The sequence below is a fragment of the Microcosmobacter mediterraneus genome (genome assembly GCF_031846265.1).
GTDB lineage: Bacteria > Bacteroidota > Bacteroidia > Flavobacteriales > Flavobacteriaceae > Microcosmobacter > Microcosmobacter mediterraneus.
In genome coordinates, this window is sequence record NZ_JAVRIA010000001.1 from 118,837 (window position 1) to 135,925 (window position 17,089).

14 protein-coding genes are annotated in these 17,089 nt (G+C 32.9%); 8 read left to right on the forward strand and 6 right to left on the reverse strand.

Translation table 11 applies throughout. The annotated features are described in order from the left end of the window. Positions 1-2: 2 nt before the first annotated feature. Positions 3-599 (reverse strand): RNA polymerase sigma factor, encoded by a 597-nt coding sequence (locus tag RM697_RS00465; protein ID WP_311425870.1) that lies wholly within the window; start codon positions 597-599, stop codon positions 3-5. Between the two features lie 174 nt (positions 600-773). Here RM697_RS00465 and era point away from each other — a divergent pair, with 174 nt between their 5' ends. The 3 genes from era to RM697_RS00480 are packed head-to-tail and all read left to right on the forward strand — an operon-like array spanning position 774 to position 5,455. Next, entirely contained in the window at positions 774-1,658 is an 885-nt protein-coding gene (gene era, locus RM697_RS00470; RefSeq protein WP_311426461.1) for a GTPase Era, read from the forward strand. Positions 1,659-1,692: 34 nt separating this feature from the next. After that, positions 1,693-2,997 carry a ribosome biogenesis GTPase Der gene (gene der, locus RM697_RS00475; protein WP_311425871.1) on the forward strand — a complete coding sequence of 435 codons (1,305 nt, stop codon included), beginning with the start codon at positions 1,693-1,695 and terminating at the stop codon, positions 2,995-2,997. Between the two features lie 40 nt (positions 2,998-3,037). Beyond that, positions 3,038-5,455, forward strand: coding sequence for a T9SS type B sorting domain-containing protein (locus RM697_RS00480; protein WP_311425872.1), 2,418 nt, complete (start codon positions 3,038-3,040; stop codon positions 5,453-5,455). A 15-nt stretch (positions 5,456-5,470) separates the two neighbouring features. On the opposite strand, the gene RM697_RS00485 is transcribed toward RM697_RS00480, so the two are convergent. The 5 genes from RM697_RS00485 to RM697_RS00505 are packed head-to-tail and all read right to left on the reverse strand — an operon-like array spanning position 5,471 to position 8,654. Beyond that, a complete protein-coding gene (locus RM697_RS00485; protein ID WP_311425873.1) occupies positions 5,471-6,298 on the reverse strand; it encodes a TPM domain-containing protein in 828 nt (275 codons plus the stop codon). Continuing rightward, positions 6,295-6,735, reverse strand: a complete 441-nt coding sequence (locus RM697_RS00490) for a TPM domain-containing protein (protein WP_311425874.1) — start codon at positions 6,733-6,735, stop codon at positions 6,295-6,297. The genes RM697_RS00485 and RM697_RS00490 overlap by 4 nt, the downstream gene beginning before the upstream one ends. Before the next feature lie 3 nt (positions 6,736-6,738). Beyond that, positions 6,739-7,341 carry a LemA family protein gene (locus tag RM697_RS00495; RefSeq protein WP_311425875.1) on the reverse strand — a complete coding sequence of 201 codons (603 nt, stop codon included), beginning with the start codon at positions 7,339-7,341 and terminating at the stop codon, positions 6,739-6,741. A 10-nt stretch (positions 7,342-7,351) separates the two neighbouring features. After that, on the reverse strand, positions 7,352-7,681 hold the full coding sequence (locus RM697_RS00500; protein WP_311425876.1) for a MerR family transcriptional regulator: 330 nt from the start codon (positions 7,679-7,681) through the stop codon (positions 7,352-7,354). Position 7,682: 1 nt separating this feature from the next. Beyond that, the gene (locus tag RM697_RS00505) at positions 7,683-8,654 is read right to left on the reverse strand and encodes a M23 family metallopeptidase (protein ID WP_311425877.1); all 972 of its coding nucleotides are present in this window, start codon (positions 8,652-8,654) and stop codon (positions 7,683-7,685) included. Between the two features lie 121 nt (positions 8,655-8,775). Here RM697_RS00505 and alaS point away from each other — a divergent pair, with 121 nt between their 5' ends. The 5 genes from alaS (at position 8,776) to RM697_RS00530 (ending at position 17,050) form a co-directional block, all read left to right on the forward strand. After that, on the forward strand, positions 8,776-11,388 hold the full coding sequence (gene alaS / locus RM697_RS00510) for an alanine--tRNA ligase (protein ID WP_311425878.1): 2,613 nt from the start codon (positions 8,776-8,778) through the stop codon (positions 11,386-11,388). A 38-nt stretch (positions 11,389-11,426) separates the two neighbouring features. Then, complete coding sequence (locus RM697_RS00515) at positions 11,427-12,389, forward strand: GSCFA domain-containing protein (protein WP_311425879.1); 963 nt, start codon at positions 11,427-11,429, stop codon at positions 12,387-12,389. A 118-nt stretch (positions 12,390-12,507) separates the two neighbouring features. Then, a complete protein-coding gene (locus RM697_RS00520) occupies positions 12,508-13,041 on the forward strand; it encodes a DUF6252 domain-containing protein (protein ID WP_311425880.1) in 534 nt (177 codons plus the stop codon). A gap of 11 nt (positions 13,042-13,052) precedes the next feature. Further along, positions 13,053-14,903, forward strand: a complete 1,851-nt coding sequence (locus RM697_RS00525; RefSeq protein WP_311425881.1) for an outer membrane protein assembly factor BamB family protein — start codon at positions 13,053-13,055, stop codon at positions 14,901-14,903. 248 nt (positions 14,904-15,151) lie between these two features. Then, positions 15,152-17,050: a tetratricopeptide repeat-containing sensor histidine kinase gene (locus RM697_RS00530; RefSeq protein ID WP_311425882.1), complete on the forward strand. Its 1,899-nt coding sequence runs from the start codon at positions 15,152-15,154 to the stop codon at positions 17,048-17,050. Positions 17,051-17,089: the final 39 nt, after the last annotated feature.

Genomic DNA, 17,089 nt, shown 5'->3' on the forward strand with positions numbered 1-17,089 from the left:
TTTTATTTAGTATTAAGATTTTGGGCTAGTTGTCTTAATTTTTGCATGCATCTGTATTTTTTATTTTTTACTGAGGCTGCATCAAGATTTAATTCTTCAGCCAAATCTTTCATTGATTTTTTATCAAAATAAAACGCTTTTAATAAGGATTTACAAGGCTCGCCTAACTGATCAAATGCAGACATAGCTAGTTTTAATTTTTCTTCAAACCTATGATCTTCCGTTGAAGGATGTACATGAAGCTTTGAGTCCTTTAAATCAAATAACTCGGTATTTCTAATGGTTTTTTTATATGTGTTAGATCGTAAATAATCCATCCATTTATGCTTTGCTATGGTATATAAATATCCATGTATTGACGATTCATTTTCTGGTATAAACTTATCCTGTTTTATGTTTTTCCAAACGGCTAAAAAAGCCTCTTGGTAAATGTCTTTTGCTTGGTCTTTAGTACCATTATTTTTAAGTACTAGAGTTTCTACCTTAAAATAATTATGATTATATAAAGACTTAAGCGTATCATTGTCATTAGCTTTTACCGCATTGATAATACTCGATTCGGTTGTGGGATGGTTAGATTTTAAATCGACCTTTTGCATATAACCAATAAAGATATATTAAAGATTCGAAGATTACAACCTATTTGGTTTTAGTAATGACTAGCTATTTTTAAATTTCTTTCATTCTAATATCTGCTTGTTTTTTTGAACATCGTAATTTTTATAAAAAAGTCATCATAGGTTTTTAATACTATCTTTGCAGTCTAAATTTAGATAATGCACAAAGCAGGTTTTGTAAATATTATTGGTAATCCTAATGTAGGTAAGTCAACGTTAATGAATGCCTTTGTAGGCGAGAAGCTATCCATTATTACCTCTAAAGCACAAACGACGAGGCATCGAATTCTTGGCATTGTAAATGGTGATGATTTTCAAATAGTTCTCAGTGATACACCAGGAATTATTAAGCCTGCCTATGAGTTGCAAGAAAACATGATGGACTTTGTAAAGTCTGCTTTTGATGATGCAGACGTTCTTGTTTACATGGTTGAAATTGGAGAAAAGGAATTAAAAGATGACGCTTTTTTTAATAAAATAACCAATTCTAAGATTCCTGTATTATTATTACTTAATAAGATTGATAAATCCAATCAAGAGCAATTAGAAGAGCAAGTTTCTATTTGGCAAACTAAAGTCCCTAATGCTGAAATTTTTGCTATTTCTGCATTACAAGGATTTAACGTTAAAGAGGTATTTCAGAGAATTATAGATATATTACCAGAGTCACCTCCTTTTTATCCAAAAGATCAATTAACAGATAAACCAGAGCGTTTCTTTGTTAATGAAACTATCAGAGAGAAAATACTAATGCATTATAAAAAAGAAATTCCGTATGCTGTTGAAGTAAATACTGAAGAATTTTTTGAAGAGGATACTATTATAAGAATGCGTTCAGTAATCATGGTAGAGCGCGATACCCAAAAAGGTATTATTATTGGTCATAAAGGTTCTGCATTGAAACGTGTAGGTGTCGAGGCAAGAAAAGACCTTGAAAAATTCTTTGGTAAGCAGATACATTTAGAGCTTTATGTCAAAGTAAATAAGAATTGGAGAAGTAACCTTAATCAACTCAAACGATTTGGTTACAATAAAAAGTAAAGTGATATCTTTGCGCGCTTAAATTTTTAAGAATATGAGTAATATCGTAGCCATTGTAGGTCGTCCAAATGTAGGGAAATCAACATTTTTTAATCGTCTAATTCAAAGACGAGAAGCTATCGTTGATGCTGTTAGTGGTGTAACGAGAGATCGACATTATGGAAAAAGTGATTGGAATGGAAAAGAATTTTCTCTCATTGATACAGGAGGCTATGTTGTTGGTAGTGACGATATTTTTGAAGCTGAAATCGACAAACAAGTTGAGCTAGCTATTGATGAAGCAGATGCTATTATTTTTATTGTTGATGTGGAAACTGGTGTTACAGGAATGGATGAAGATGTAGCACGATTACTTAGAAAAGTAAAAAAGCCAGTATTTTTAGCCGTAAATAAAGTAGATAATGCTAAACGTGCTGAAGATGCTGTAGAGTTTTATAACTTAGGTCTTGGCGATTATTATACGATAGCAAGTATTAACGGAAGCGGAACAGGAGATTTATTAGATGCACTTGTAGATGCTTTGCCTGAGCATGAAGATAAAGAAGAAACTGAGTTGCCACGTTTTGCAGTAGTTGGTCGTCCTAATGCAGGAAAATCATCTTTTATAAACGCATTAATTGGAGAAGATAGATATATCGTTACAGATATTGCAGGTACAACAAGAGATTCCATTGATACCAAATACAACCGTTTTGGATTTGAATTTAATTTAGTTGATACAGCAGGAATTAGACGAAAATCTAAGGTAAAAGAAGATCTTGAGTTTTATTCTGTAATGCGAAGCGTAAGAGCTATTGAGCATGCAGATGTTTGTCTTTTGGTTATGGATGCAACTAGAGGTTTTGATGGACAAGTACAAAACATATTTTGGCTCGCAGAGCGTAATCGAAAAGGTGTTGTTATTTTAGTGAACAAATGGGATTTGGTAGAGAAGGACAATAAAACTACCAACGAATTCGAAAAAATGATTAGAAAGCAAATAGAGCCCTTTACAGATGTACCCATAGTTTTTATTTCTGCATTAACCAAACAGCGTATTTTTAAAGCCATTGAAACAGCAGTAGAGGTATACAAAAATAGATCTAAGCGCATTAAAACAAGTGAACTTAATGATGTATTGTTACCAATCATAGAAAATTATCCACCACCAGCTTACAAAGGAAAATTTGTTAAGATTAAGTATATTATGCAGTTGCCAACGCCTCAACCGCAGTTTGCATTCTTCTGTAATTTACCGCAATATGTCAAGGAACCATACAAACGTTTTCTAGAAAACAAACTAAGAGATCATTTTAACTTTTACGGTGTTCCTGTAACGGTTTATATGCGAAAAAAATAGCTATCTTCGTAATTCTGTTTGCTAGAAAAAGAATTACGTTTTGAAACACAAGGTATTCATAATCATCTTATGGGTTTTACCATGGCTTTGTTTTAGCCAAGGCTCTAATTTAACACCTTCAATTACAGCTGAGGGTTTAATAGAGTTTTGTAGTGATAGCCCAATGCCAATTGTTACAAACGTATCGATAACACCTCCAACAAACTCTAATTCTTGGGATGAGGTCATCATACAAATTTCAGAAGGATTTACCTTAGGTCAAGACCAACTTCAACTTACAGGAATACATCCAAATATCTCAGGAACATGGAATGCAGCTTTAGGTCAATTAGTTTTAACAGGTCCTGCAACTTTTTCAGAATTTGAGGCAGCAATATTAGAGGTTGTGTATATAACCACACAGACTAATTTTACAGAAGATAAGCAGTTTTCAATAAATCTTGGTATAGCTAATTATTTACCATCTACAGGACATTATTATTTCTACATTCCTAGTGTTGGGATTACTTGGTCGCAAGCCTTTGCTGAAGCAGAAAGCCAAGAATATTTTGGCTTACAAGGCTATTTGGCAACAGTCACTACTATTGAAGAAGCACAATTATTAGGACAGCAAACAGCTGGTACAGGTTGGATTGGAGCTAGTGATGAAGAAACTGAAGGCATTTGGAAGTGGGTTAGTGGACCAGAGGATGGTACAGAATTTTATAATCAGAATACAGGATCACCAATAAATGGCGAATTTAATTTTTGGAATGTTGGTGAACCCAACGATTTTGGAGGAGAAGATTATGCTCATATCACTGATCCAAGTATTGGTAATTTAGGATCGTGGAACGATCTTGGTAACGAAGGAGATGCTGTAGGTTCTCCTTATCATCCTCAAGGCTATATTGTTGAGTTTGGAGGTTTGCCAGGAGAAGAGGAATTAAATCTATCGGCTAGTACAACTATTATTACACCTAAAATTGAATTTGAAATCCCAACAGTTTGTGGAGAAGAAAGTATTACAATTGAAGTCACTACAAATACACCTAATCTAGCCTGGTTTGAAACACCTTCTTCTACAGTGCTTTTAAGTACTGAATTATCGTATACTGTTACCTTATCAGAAACCACAACGTTTTGGGTAATTCCTTTATTTGATGGTTGTTCTGGTGGTGCCAGAACTCCAATTACAATTCAAGTTAATGATATTCCTGAAGTTATATCGACCAATCTATTTCAATGTGATGATATTGAGATGGATGGTATCACATCGTTTAATTTAAACCAGTCAATTCCATCAATCACTGGAGGAAACCCTAACCTAAGTGTGGACTTTTATGAAGATATTCAACTTAATGAAGTTATAGAAGATACTGATAACTATATTAATACATCTAATTTTCAGACAGTATTTGCTTTAGTTACCAATATACTTTCGGGTTGTCATAGTATTTCAGAAGTTACGCTTCAAGTAAGTGTTGCGTCTATGGTTAATACAGGAGTTCTAGAAGTCTGTGATGATAGCACTGAAGATGGCATTGGATTTTTTAATCTGTCAGATGCAGATAGCATAATACTTCAAGGCTTACCAACTGACTTAGAGGTTTCTTATTTTGAAAGCTATGATGATGCTTTGTTAGAAAATAATAGCTTAGGTCCTGGTTACAGTAATACTCAACCCTTTGAGCAAATTATTTATGCCAGAGTAGAACAGAATAACGCATGCTTTGCCATTACAGAACTAGAGTTAAATGTTGCTTCTGTACCTGGAATTAGAGAACAATCTGTATTGTATTGTCTCAATGAATTTCCTAATCCTATTACAATAAGTCCTGGAATAGCAGATAATATATCAAGCAATTTTTATTACAATTGGTCAACTGGAGAAACTACTAAGGATATAGAAGTTAATGAGCCAGGCACATACACTGTTATAGTTACCACTGTTTATGGTTGTTCTCAAACCAGAATCATAAAGGTAGAACCATCTAATATAGCTACAATAGAAACTGTTGAAATTGAAGATTTGACCTCAAATAATACCATTTCTATTTTAGTTACTGGAGAAGGCGAATATGAATATGCTTTAGATGATGAGTTATTTTATCAAACATCTAATACCTTTACTAATCTTCAAGCTGGACGTTATACTATATATGTAAAGGATATTAAAAATAATTGTGGTGTGGTCACCAAAGAGGTTTTTGTTGTAGGCTATCCTAAATTTTTCACACCAAATAATGATACAGTAAATGATGTTTGGTCTTTAAAAGGTATAGCTCCAGAATTTAGAGCATTTGTGAGTGTTAATATTTATGATAGGTATGGCAAATTGTTAAAAACACTTTGGTCTAATAACGATTTTTGGGATGGTACGTATAATGGTCTAGCTTTGCCTGCTAGTGACTATTGGTTTGTTGCAACCTTGCAAGATGGAAGAACGTTTAATGGTCATTTTGCGTTGAGGTTTTAGTGTAAATTTAAGTTGTTACCAACTACCAGAAGCGCCACCGCCTCCAAAACTTCCACCTCCAAAGCCTCCAGAAAAACCACCACCAAAACTACCACCTGAAGAAGAACTTCCACCACTAGACCAGCCACCAAAACCACCAGAGCTCCTTCTGTAACTCCCTTTTCCCATATTACTGAGAATTATCGCTTCTAAGATATCATTGGCTCCAGAATGTCTTTGACCACCATGTCCATTGCCTCCTCTTCTGTTTTTGGTTATGGCAATAATGAAAATGATGAAGAAAATAAATAAGACGATAAATACTTCTATAGGAAAACGAACTTCGTTATTAATTTTATCATTTTTAAATTCACCATTTAAGACCTCAAAAATAGCATCAGTTCCTTTATCTAAACCACCATAAAAATCACCTCTTTTAAACTCAGGAATTATAATTCTATTAATAACGCGCTCTGCCAAAATATCTGTAAGCCTATATTCTATACCATAACCTGTACTGATATCAATTTCGCGATCATCTTTAGCGAGTAAAATTACAATGCCATTATCTTCAGTAGCTTGACCAATTCCCCAACGTTCTCCCCATTCTGTTGCAACTAACGAAATATCATCGTTGTTTGTAGATTTAATAATAGCTACAAATATTTGTGTAGATGTAGAATCACTATATCTAATGAGCTTTTGTTCTAAGGCATTGTGCTGAGCCTTAGACAGAAGGTTAATATCATCGTAAAGACTAGTCTGATCTTCAGTACGTTTAGGTTTTTCAGGAATATCAAACTGTGCAAAGCTAAGTTTGCAACAACAAATCAATAGAATGAAAAAGACAATCTGTTGTTTCATTCTCCTTTAGATATTTGGTTGGGTAATTCATTAATATCTGTATGTTCCCAAGGAAAATGTTGCTCTAATTGTTTACCTGATTTTATAATACCTTCTATGAGTCCTTGCTTAAAATTACCCGAAATAAAATGGGTTTGGATTGCCTCTTTTGTGCTGTTCCAAAATTCCTTAGAAACGACCTTGTTAATACCTTGGTCACCATAAATCGAAAACTGTCTGTTGTTTACTGCAACATAAATAAGTACACCATTTTGCAGTTTGGTATTATCCATCTTAAGATAATGAAAAACGGCTTTAGTTCTATCTTCAATAGACTTATCGCAAGAGTTCTCTAAGTGTACTCGTATTTCTCCAGATGTATTTTTTTCAGCCTCGCGTATAGCTGCAATAACTTCTTGTTCTTCAGTGTATGATAAGAAGTTCTCTACTGCAGACATATCTTAATTTGATCTGTAATCATTGACGTCTACGCCATTTTCTGCACCTTTAACAGCGTTAAAACGCTCTTTTTTATCAAAACCAAAAATCATAGCATAAAGGTTATTTGGGAATGATCTAATCATCGTGTTGTAAGGTGTTATGGATTCATTAAAACGATCGCGTTCAACTTTAATACGTTTCTCAACACGATCTAATGAGTTCATTAATTCTTTGTAATTTTCATTAGCTTTTAAGTCTGGATAGCGTTCAAAAACAGCTAATAACCTTGATAAAGCAGAGGTCATTGAGCCTTGTACTTTTTTAAATTGCTCTAACTGTTCTGGTGTTATATTAGAAGGATCTATTTGTATACTAGTAGCTTTAGATCTGGCATCAGTAACAATTTTAAAGGTTTCTTGTTCGTATTCTGCATAACGTTCAGCTACTTTCATTAAATTAGGTATTAAATCTAATCGCAGTTGATAGGCACTTTCAACTTTAGACCATTGTTCGCTAATTTTTTCTTCTTCAGTAATGACATCATTATAGAATCCTTTACCACTAAATAATGTTATTGCTATAATAACAGCTAATATTAATAATACAACAAGCCCTTTTTTCATGATATAAATTTTATAGTTGATCTTTAATTTTCAGTAATTGATGCTTAACGCCTTCTAACTTGGCTATAATTTCAAAATTACTAAGTGTTTTTTTTCGTCCTTCCTTTAGGTGAGTTTTTGCACCTTCTAAAGTAAAGCCTCGTTCTTTTACTAAATGGTATATAAACTGAAGATTTTTAACATCATCTGGTGTGAATTTTCTATTACCTTTCGCATTTTTCTTAGGTTTAAGAGCATCAAACTCTTTTTCCCAAAAACGAATTAAAGATGTGTTTACGTTAAATGCCTTAGCAAGTTCACCAATACTATAATATCGTTTTTCAGGAAGATCTAAATGCATATTAATCTAAGGATTGGTTTTCTAAGGAAGCTTTTTGTAATAAACGTTCGTATTCTTTAGCAGAAAGGTTTCCGTAATAGAAGTTAATAGGATTTATACGTTCACCGTCTTTAAATACTTCGTAATGTAAATGTGGTGCTTCGGAGCGTCCTGTACTACCAACATAACCAATAAGGTCGCCACGCTTTACACGCTGATTTTTTCTAACATTGTACTTATATAAATGTGCGTATAAAGACACGTAGCCATAACCATGATCTATTCTAATATGCTTTCCGTAACCAGATGCGCTATTATCTGCTCTAGTAACAACACCATCTCCAGAGGCATAAATAGGTGTACCTCTTGGTGCTGTAAAATCCATACCATAGTGGAATTTTCTAACCTTGGTAAAAGGATCTGTTCTGTAACCATAACCAGAAGCCATACGAGTTAAATTCTCATTATTAACAGGCTGTATTGCAGGTATAGCTTGCAGAAATTTTTCCTTATCTGCTGCTAAGATTTTAATTTCGTCTAATGATTTAGATTGTACTACTATTGCTTTTTCTAAAATATCTAGTCTTTTATTACTTTCTCCAATGAGTTTAGAATTATCAAATCCTTCAAACTTTTTATATCTATTAATACCACCAAAGCCAGCACGTCGCTGTTCTTCAGGAATTGGGTTGGCTTCAAAATATAAACGATAAATTGCATTATCACGTTCCTCAACATTTTCAAGTGCAGCAAAGGCATCTTCCATACGTTGATTTAAAATATCGTATTGTAAAGCCATGTTCTGTAATTCTCTTTTAAGCTCTCGTTCTTTTGGAGACTCTATAAACTGGCTGGCAAGGATTACAAAAAAGAAACCAAACAGAGCAGAAGCCATAAGAAACAAAGCAATATACTTTACTGTTGTTCGTTTTTTTCGCTCAATTTTTCTGTAAGACAGTGTCTCGGAGTCGTAATAATATTTTACCTTACTCATGTTTTAAAATATGCTATTTTTGCTGAGAATTTTTCAAGATTATAATAGCAAACGAACAAATATAAAAATTGTTTCTCATTAAATGTTATTTATTAAGAAACAAGATACTAGATTAAACAGAATGAAATCTCAAGATATTCGTAATAAATTTTTAGAGTTTTTTAAATCCAAATCACACTTAATTGTGCCATCTGCTCCAATGGTGACTAAGGACGATCCTACCTTAATGTTTGTTAATTCTGGAATGGCACCATTTAAAGAATTCTTTCTTGGTCATGGTGAACCCAAAAAAAATAGAATAGCAGATACGCAGAAATGTCTCAGAGTATCTGGTAAGCATAATGATTTAGAGGAAGTTGGTTACGATACGTACCACCATACTTTGTTTGAAATGTTGGGTAATTGGAGTTTTGGTGATTACTTCAAAAAAGAAGCAATTGCTTGGGCTTGGGAGCTGTTAACCGAAGTCTATGGTATTGATAAAAATATACTATACGTTACTGTTTTTGAAGGTAGTGACGATGCTGATAATTTATCTATGGATACTGAGGCTTATGATTTCTGGAAGGCAATAATTCCTGAAGATCGTATTCTCATGGGAAATAAAAAGGATAACTTTTGGGAAATGGGAGAACAAGGACCTTGTGGACCTTGTAGCGAGATACATGTCGATATTCGTTCTGATGAAGAAAAGGCTAAGGTTGATGGTAAATCTCTTGTAAACATGGACCATCCACAGGTTGTAGAAATCTGGAATCTTGTTTTTATGCAATATAATCGTAAAGCAACAGGTGACTTAGAAATTTTACCTAACAAGCATATAGATACAGGAATGGGTTTTGAGCGTCTTTGTATGGTATTACAAGGCGTTACCTCTAATTATGATACTGATGTTTTTACACCAATTATTAGAGAAATTGAAGCCATTACTTATAAAGATTATGGTGAAGACGAAAAGGTCGATATTGCTATAAGAGTTATATCAGATCATTTAAGAGCTGTCGCTTTTGCCATTGCAGATGGTCAGTTACCTACCAATAATGGTGCAGGTTATGTGATACGTAGAATTCTAAGAAGAGCAGTTCGTTACGGATTTACATTTCTAGATAGAAAAGAACCATTTATTTTTCGTTTGGTTGATGTGCTAGCAAAAAAAATGGGTAAAGCTTTCCCAGAATTAAAAGCGCAAAAGCAGCTCATAGAAAACGTCATTAAAGAAGAGGAAGCCTCTTTTTTAAGAACATTAGAGCAAGGTTTAGTATTATTAGATCGAATAGTAGAAAATACCAAAGGTGAAACTGTATCTGGTGAGAAGGCTTTTGAATTGTATGATACGTATGGATTTCCTATAGATCTTACCTCTTTAATTCTCAGAGAAAGAGGATTGCAATTAGATGAAGAGGGTTTTAAATCTGAAATGGAAAAACAGAAAACCAGATCGCGTTCTGCGAGTGAAATGTCTACTGATGATTGGACTGTACTCCTAGAAGATGATATACAAGAGTTTATTGGCTATGATGCTTTAAATGCTAATGTTAAAATTACGAGATATAGAAAAGTAACGTCTAAAAAAGATGGCAAATTATATCAATTAGTGTTTAACCTTACACCATTTTATGCGGAAGGTGGAGGACAAGTAGGTGACAAAGGCTATTTGGAAGATTCTAAAGGTGATGTTGTTTACATTTTAGATACAAAAAAGGAAAACAATATCATTGTACATTACACCAAAAATTTACCTAAAAATTTAAAAGAGACGTTTAAGGCAACAGTAGATCAAAAACAACGAGAGCGCACAGAGAGTAACCATACTGCAACACATTTGTTGCATCAAGCTCTAAGAGAAGTTTTAGGAACTCACGTAGAGCAAAAAGGAAGTGCAGTGCACTCTAAATATTTGCGTTTCGATTTTTCGCATTTCTCAAAGTTAACTGTAGAGCAACTTAGAGATGTTGAGAATTTTGTAAATGCTCGTATCGATGGTAAGATACCTCTAGAAGAACAACGTAACATTCCTATGGATAAAGCTATAGAAGAAGGCGCTATGGCGTTGTTTGGAGAAAAATATGGCGATACTGTACGTACGATTCGTTTTGGGCAATCTATTGAATTGTGTGGAGGTACTCATGTAGATAATACCTCAGATATTTGGCATTTTAAAATTACATCTGAAGGCGCTGTTGCTGCAGGTATAAGACGTATTGAAGCGATTACAAAAGATGCTGTAAAAGATTTTTATTTTGAAAATAATAGAGCCTATTTTGAAATCAGAGATTTATTAAATAATACCAAAGAGCCTGTAAAAGCTGTTAAAGCTTTACAAGATGAAAACACAGATTTAAGAAAACAAATTGAGAGCTTATTAAAGGATAAGGCTAAAGTTTTAAAAGGTGAGCTTAAAAATGAAATCTCTGAAGTGAATGGTATTAATTTCCTCGCCAAAAAAGTAGATTTAGATGCTTCAGGAATTAAAGATTTATGTTTTAAGCTAGGAGGAGAATTCAATAATCTCTTTTTATTATTTGGAGCCGAACACAACGGAAAAGCTATTTTGTCCTGTTACATTTCTAAAGATTTAGTCGCTGAAAGAAACCTAAATGCAGGACAAATTGTTAGAGAATTAGGGAAGTATATTCAAGGTGGAGGTGGAGGACAAGCATTTTTTGCTACAGCAGGAGGAAAGAATCCAAATGGTATTGATGATGCCTTAAAAAGTGCAAAAAGTTATTTATAATAAGTGCCATATATGACTATGAAACTTATTGATTAATTATGAATCTTCAAACCAATATACCATTTTTAAAACAGCCGCATCATCAGATAGATTATGATTCTAATATCTTATTATTAGGCTCTTGTTTTTCAGAGCATATTGGAGAAAAGTTTAAGTATTTCAAATTTAAGTCTACAGTTAATCCGTTTGGTATAGTGTTTCATCCTCTTGCTATTGAGACATTAATTACTAATGCCATAAATGAACGTAAGTATTCAGATGAGGATCTTTTTCAACTTAATGATCAATGGTATTGTTTTGATACTCATTCTAGATTGAGTTCATCATCCAAAGAAAGCTTATTACATAATCTTAATGCTACAATCAATTCAACAGCTCAGCAACTACGTAATTCAACTCATATCATAATTACACTAGGTACAGCTTGGGTTTATAGACATATAGAAACAGATGTTATTGTTGCTAACTGTCATAAAGTACCACAAAAAAAGTTTTTAAAAGAACTATTGAGCGTTGAACAAATTGCCCAATCACTTGATGCTATTGTGACTCTATTACGAAATATAAATACTAAAGCGAACTTCATTTTTACGGTTTCACCAGTAAGACACCTCAAGGATGGTTTTGTTGAAAATACGCAGAGCAAAGCACATTTAATTAGTGGAATTCATCAGACTATAAAAGAAAATAGTTCTCTAAGCGAAAATGAAGTGTATTTCCCAGCATATGAAATTATGATGGATGAATTACGTGATTATCGTTTCTATACAGAGGATATGATTCATCCTAACATAACAGCTATCAACTATATATGGCATAAGTTTAAGACGCAATGGATCTCTAAGACTACCGAAGATATTATGGAGGATGTAGAGGCTATTCAAAAAAGTTTAGCTCACAAGCCTTTTAATCTAACTTCCGATAAGCATCAAAAATTTCTGCAAAATCTAAAACAGAAACAAGAAGCATTACAAAAAAGGGTGCCTCAAATACAATTTTAGATAATATAAATTATTAATTATCAATAAGTTGTATAAATATACGTAATATGCCGTATTGTTTGCTTAGTGCATAAACTACACTTTTGTTCTCGTTATAAATCAAATAAATAATTCAACAATGAGAACTTTAAAGAATTTTATGTTATTAGTAATGACGATGTCATTAGTATCATTAACATCATGTAAAAGTGATGATGATGGAGGAGGACCAGGAACTGCAGCTTCAGGAACTTTAGTAGCAACTGTAGATGGTGTTGCATATCAATCAGTAGATATAGCATCTTCTGCAACAATTGCAAACAGTGGACAGAATCTTATTATTATCGCTGCAAATAGTGAAGGTAATTCTTTTTCTATGACAATTGCAGGTTACAGTGGTCCAGGAACGTATCCATTAGGAGGTGGAGCTAACATTTTTAACGTAGGATCTTACCAAGAAACTATGGTAGATTTAGCAAATCCACAAAACTCTACAACAGAGATTTGGCAAGCACCTTATGATGACACTCAAGTAGGTGAAATCAATATTTCTGATGATACTGATAATGTCATTGGAACGTTTGAATTTTCTGCGCAAAATGTTGCTGGAGATCAGTCTATAAAGACTATTACAAACGGATCTTTTGATTTAACTAAGCAAGTAGTAAACTAAGATTGTTTATTATGAAAACGCTATTAATTCAAAGTAAACTTTTAGTGATGATTGTACTTTTATTAAGTACATCATCACTATTAGCACAAAAAGCAGAAACTCCAGATTACCAATATAATCTTGGAGCTAAGATAAATGATATGACCATCACTGAAGGTGGTACAATGGTTGTTGCTACTAACGATGGATTGGTAGGTGTTAAACCAGGAAGCAATGATTTACTATTTAACTTCACAGATTATGGAAAAGTAAAACCAGAAGAATTAAACTTTATACCAAGAGCACCATATGTGGTTGTTGGTCAAACAGGATTTGGAGGATTGCAAACAAAAAGTGCTGTTATAGATTATATGTCTGGTAAAGTATTATTTAGTACAGAAAAAAATGGTTGGAAAGCCATAGGAATGTCTAGAGTTCTTATGCCAGCGAACAAGTTAATTGTTAGTGGACAGAGAAAAGCTAAAGAAAAGTATGCCCAGGCCGTAGCCATTTACGATCTAAATACTGGAGAACAAATAAGCTTTTACAAATTTAAAGGATCAAGAACAGCAATGGGTACACCATTAGTCTTGTCAGATGGTGTTATTATACCAACTACCAAAGGTTTAATGAAAGTAAATATGTCTTCTGGTAATATACTTTGGGAAAATGAATTAAAATATATTGGTTGGATGGTTGCAAGTGAAGATGAAAAAGATATCTATGCCTTTGCTTCAACATCTAATAAAAAGAACACGAAAATTTATAAAATAAACGCTAATGGAGCTTCTGCTTGGGCAGATGAGAAAAAGGTGAAAGGAAATATTTCAAACTTTCAGATTTTACCTCAAGGTATTGCAGTAGTTAGTGATGTTACTGGAGGAAGTGGAACATTTGCTGCTAAATCTGAATCTAAAATAACCTTGCTAAGTGCAGCTACAGGAGATGATCTTTGGGATAAAGCACCAAAAACTAAAGGATACGTTCAGCATTTTTATATCATGGAGGATGGTATCTTATTTGGTATTAGAGAAGGTGGTATTAATAAAGTATCTTATGATGGTAAACCTTTATTCAAAAAGCCTTTAAAAACAGGTGAGAATATTTTAACGATGGCTTCCACACCACAAGGTCTTATTTACATTACATCTGAAGATGCTAATATTGTGAATCTTGAAACAGGTGATCAGGTATGGAAAAAGCCATTAAAGTTTAAAAGAGCAAATGTGGTTAGCTCTGATTATGATAAAAAGAATGATCGTTACTTAATAGCTGCTGATGAAAAATTATTTGCTATCGATGCCAATTCTGGAACATCAGAATTACTTATGGAAGCCGATTTTGAAGGTAAAGAAGATCCGACTTCAGTTGAGGTAAGAGATGGTGGCATTTTATTAACCTCTGATCAAAATATGATGTTTTTAGATTGGGAAGGACAATCTACTTGGCATGAGTACAAAAGAGCACCAGGAAAAAGTGCCTTTGGTGCTATTTTAGCTGGAGTTACAGCAGTAGCTACAGCAGCTGCTTCTGCTTCTGCTGCTTATGAAGCAGGAAGAGAGCGCAACTATCTTGGGCAATACACCGCAAGAGGTGATCGTCTTAATAATTTATCAAAAGGAATGGCTGCAGCCTCTGGAGCTTCAATTGCAGAAATGTTAAAACGATTTAATGCAACTTCTGCTACTCAAAATGCTCAATTTATACTTACCAAATTAGAAGATGGTGTAGGTTTAGTAAAATTGAATAAAGATACTGGAGCTTTAGAAAAAGAGATAGTTTTAAAAGACAAAAAGCCAACATATAAAGTTGATGAGTTTGGTGGTATATTATATTACAAACCAAATGATAAGACTATATATGCCTACGATCTTAACAAATAATCTTGTTGTTGAGATTTGTTGATTAGGCGTAATTTTATAGGGATTACGCTTAATCTTTTTTAATTGCCACTTATCGAAAAAAAAGAATTAGAACTCTGATATCGTTTATATTCGTTATGCTATTAATCAATTTTTTTAAAAAGGCGTCAGTGCATCAAATCACAGTACAGTGTGTTTTGTCTCTGATGCTTTTTTTGTTTCCTATCATGAAAAAACACCTTTTATTTATAAGTTTAATAACTTCTTTTTTGACTTTTAGTCAGGACAATATTAAAATTATTGATAGTATTATTAAAGTGGCTAAAAATCAGTCTAATGATTCTCTAGCTATTGAATCTTTGCATAAATCATTCTTTAATTATTGTTATGCTAAACCAGAAATCTCAAGAGCTATAGGCGATCAAAGTATCGCTTTAAGTAAGGACTTAAAAACAGATTATTTATTAATAAGATCTTACTTAAGAAAGGGAATTTACTATGATATAGTAAGCAAAAAGGATAGTGCTCTTTTAGTATATGATCAAGCCTTTAAAATTGCAGAGAAGAACAATGATTTACAGGCTATGGCATCGGTTTACAATAATAGAGGTTTAATTGATTGGGATAGAGAAAATTTTGAAAAGGCAATGGAAAATTACCTTGAGTCCTTAAAAATTTTTAAAACCCTTAGACAAGATAGAGGTCAAGCTAATAATCTCAATAACATAGGATTATTACTAACAGAGTTAGATCGTGTGAAAGAGTCTAATAATTATCACAGATTAGCTTTAAAGCTAAGACAAAAAATAGGTGATAAATATGGCGTTGGTGCTTCTCTAAGTAATTTATCTAAAAATTTTGGACTAGTTAAGCAGCATGATTCTAGTATATATTATTCTCATAAAGCTATTAAGGTTAAAGCGAATATAAATGATTTGAGAGGTCTTGGAATTACTTATAACCATTTGGGTTTAGATTATAAACGTTTAGAAGTATATGACTCAGCAGTTTATTATTTAAAAAAGGCAGATAAAATTTATACAGACTTAAAGAACAAACGATTAAAAAGCTCTAATAATTCAGCCTTAGGGTCTGTCTATGATAATATTGGACAATTTAAAAATGCAGCTGATCAGTATCAAATTGCTCTAGAAAATCTATCTGAAGAAGAAATTCTTTCTCAATACAAGATGCAACGATTAATAGCATTTGCTTATAAAAATTTAAATGAATACAAGGCTTCAAATGAACGTTTTGAAATCGCACTAGCATTAAGAGATTCTATAGCTAATGAAAATGAAAAAGTTGCAACTCAAGAGGTTTTTGAGAAATATCAATCTGCTGAAAAAGAAAAAGAAATTCTAATTCAGCGTGCCGAAATTGCAGAACAAAACGTTTTAATTCAAAAACGTAATTATCAAGTTTATGGTTTAATTGGATTAGCACTTATTCTGGGTTTAATTGGTTATTTGTTTTACAACCAGCAGAAGCTTAAAAATAATCAGCTTAAAAAAGAAAATGAACTCAAAGATGCCTTGCTAAAAATAGAAACCCAGAATAAACTACAAGAGCAACGTTTAAGAATTAGCAGGGATTTGCATGACAATATTGGCGCACAGCTTACGTTTATTATTTCGTCTTTAGATAATTTAAAGTATGCGTTTAATATTGAAGATAAAGCACTTACAACCAAATTAGAAACGATTAGTCAATTTACTTCTGGTACTATTTATGAGTTGCGAGATACCATTTGGGCCATGAATAAAGACACTATTAGTTTTGAGGATTTAAAATCTAGAATCACCAACTTTATTGATAAAGCAAACGAAATTTCTTCAGAAATCAATTTTGATTTTAGTATAGTCAATACAATAGATCAAAATAGAGAATTTACTTCGATTGAAGGTATAAACATCCATCGCGTTATACAAGAAGCGGTTAACAATAGTTTAAAGCATGCAAAAGCATCTAATATTTCTGTAGATATTGATAAGTTAGGCTCGGCAATTCAAATTAAAATAGCTGATAATGGTTCTGGGTTTGATGTTGCTGCAACAGAAAAAGGTAATGGGCTTTCTAATATGGAGAAGCGCATTAAATTATTAAATGGTAGCTATAATTTAAATTCTAAGCTTGGGGAAGGAACAACGGTTTTAATTACCATCTAAAGAAAATATAGTATCTTCCTGTCCATTATTCAAAGCTTA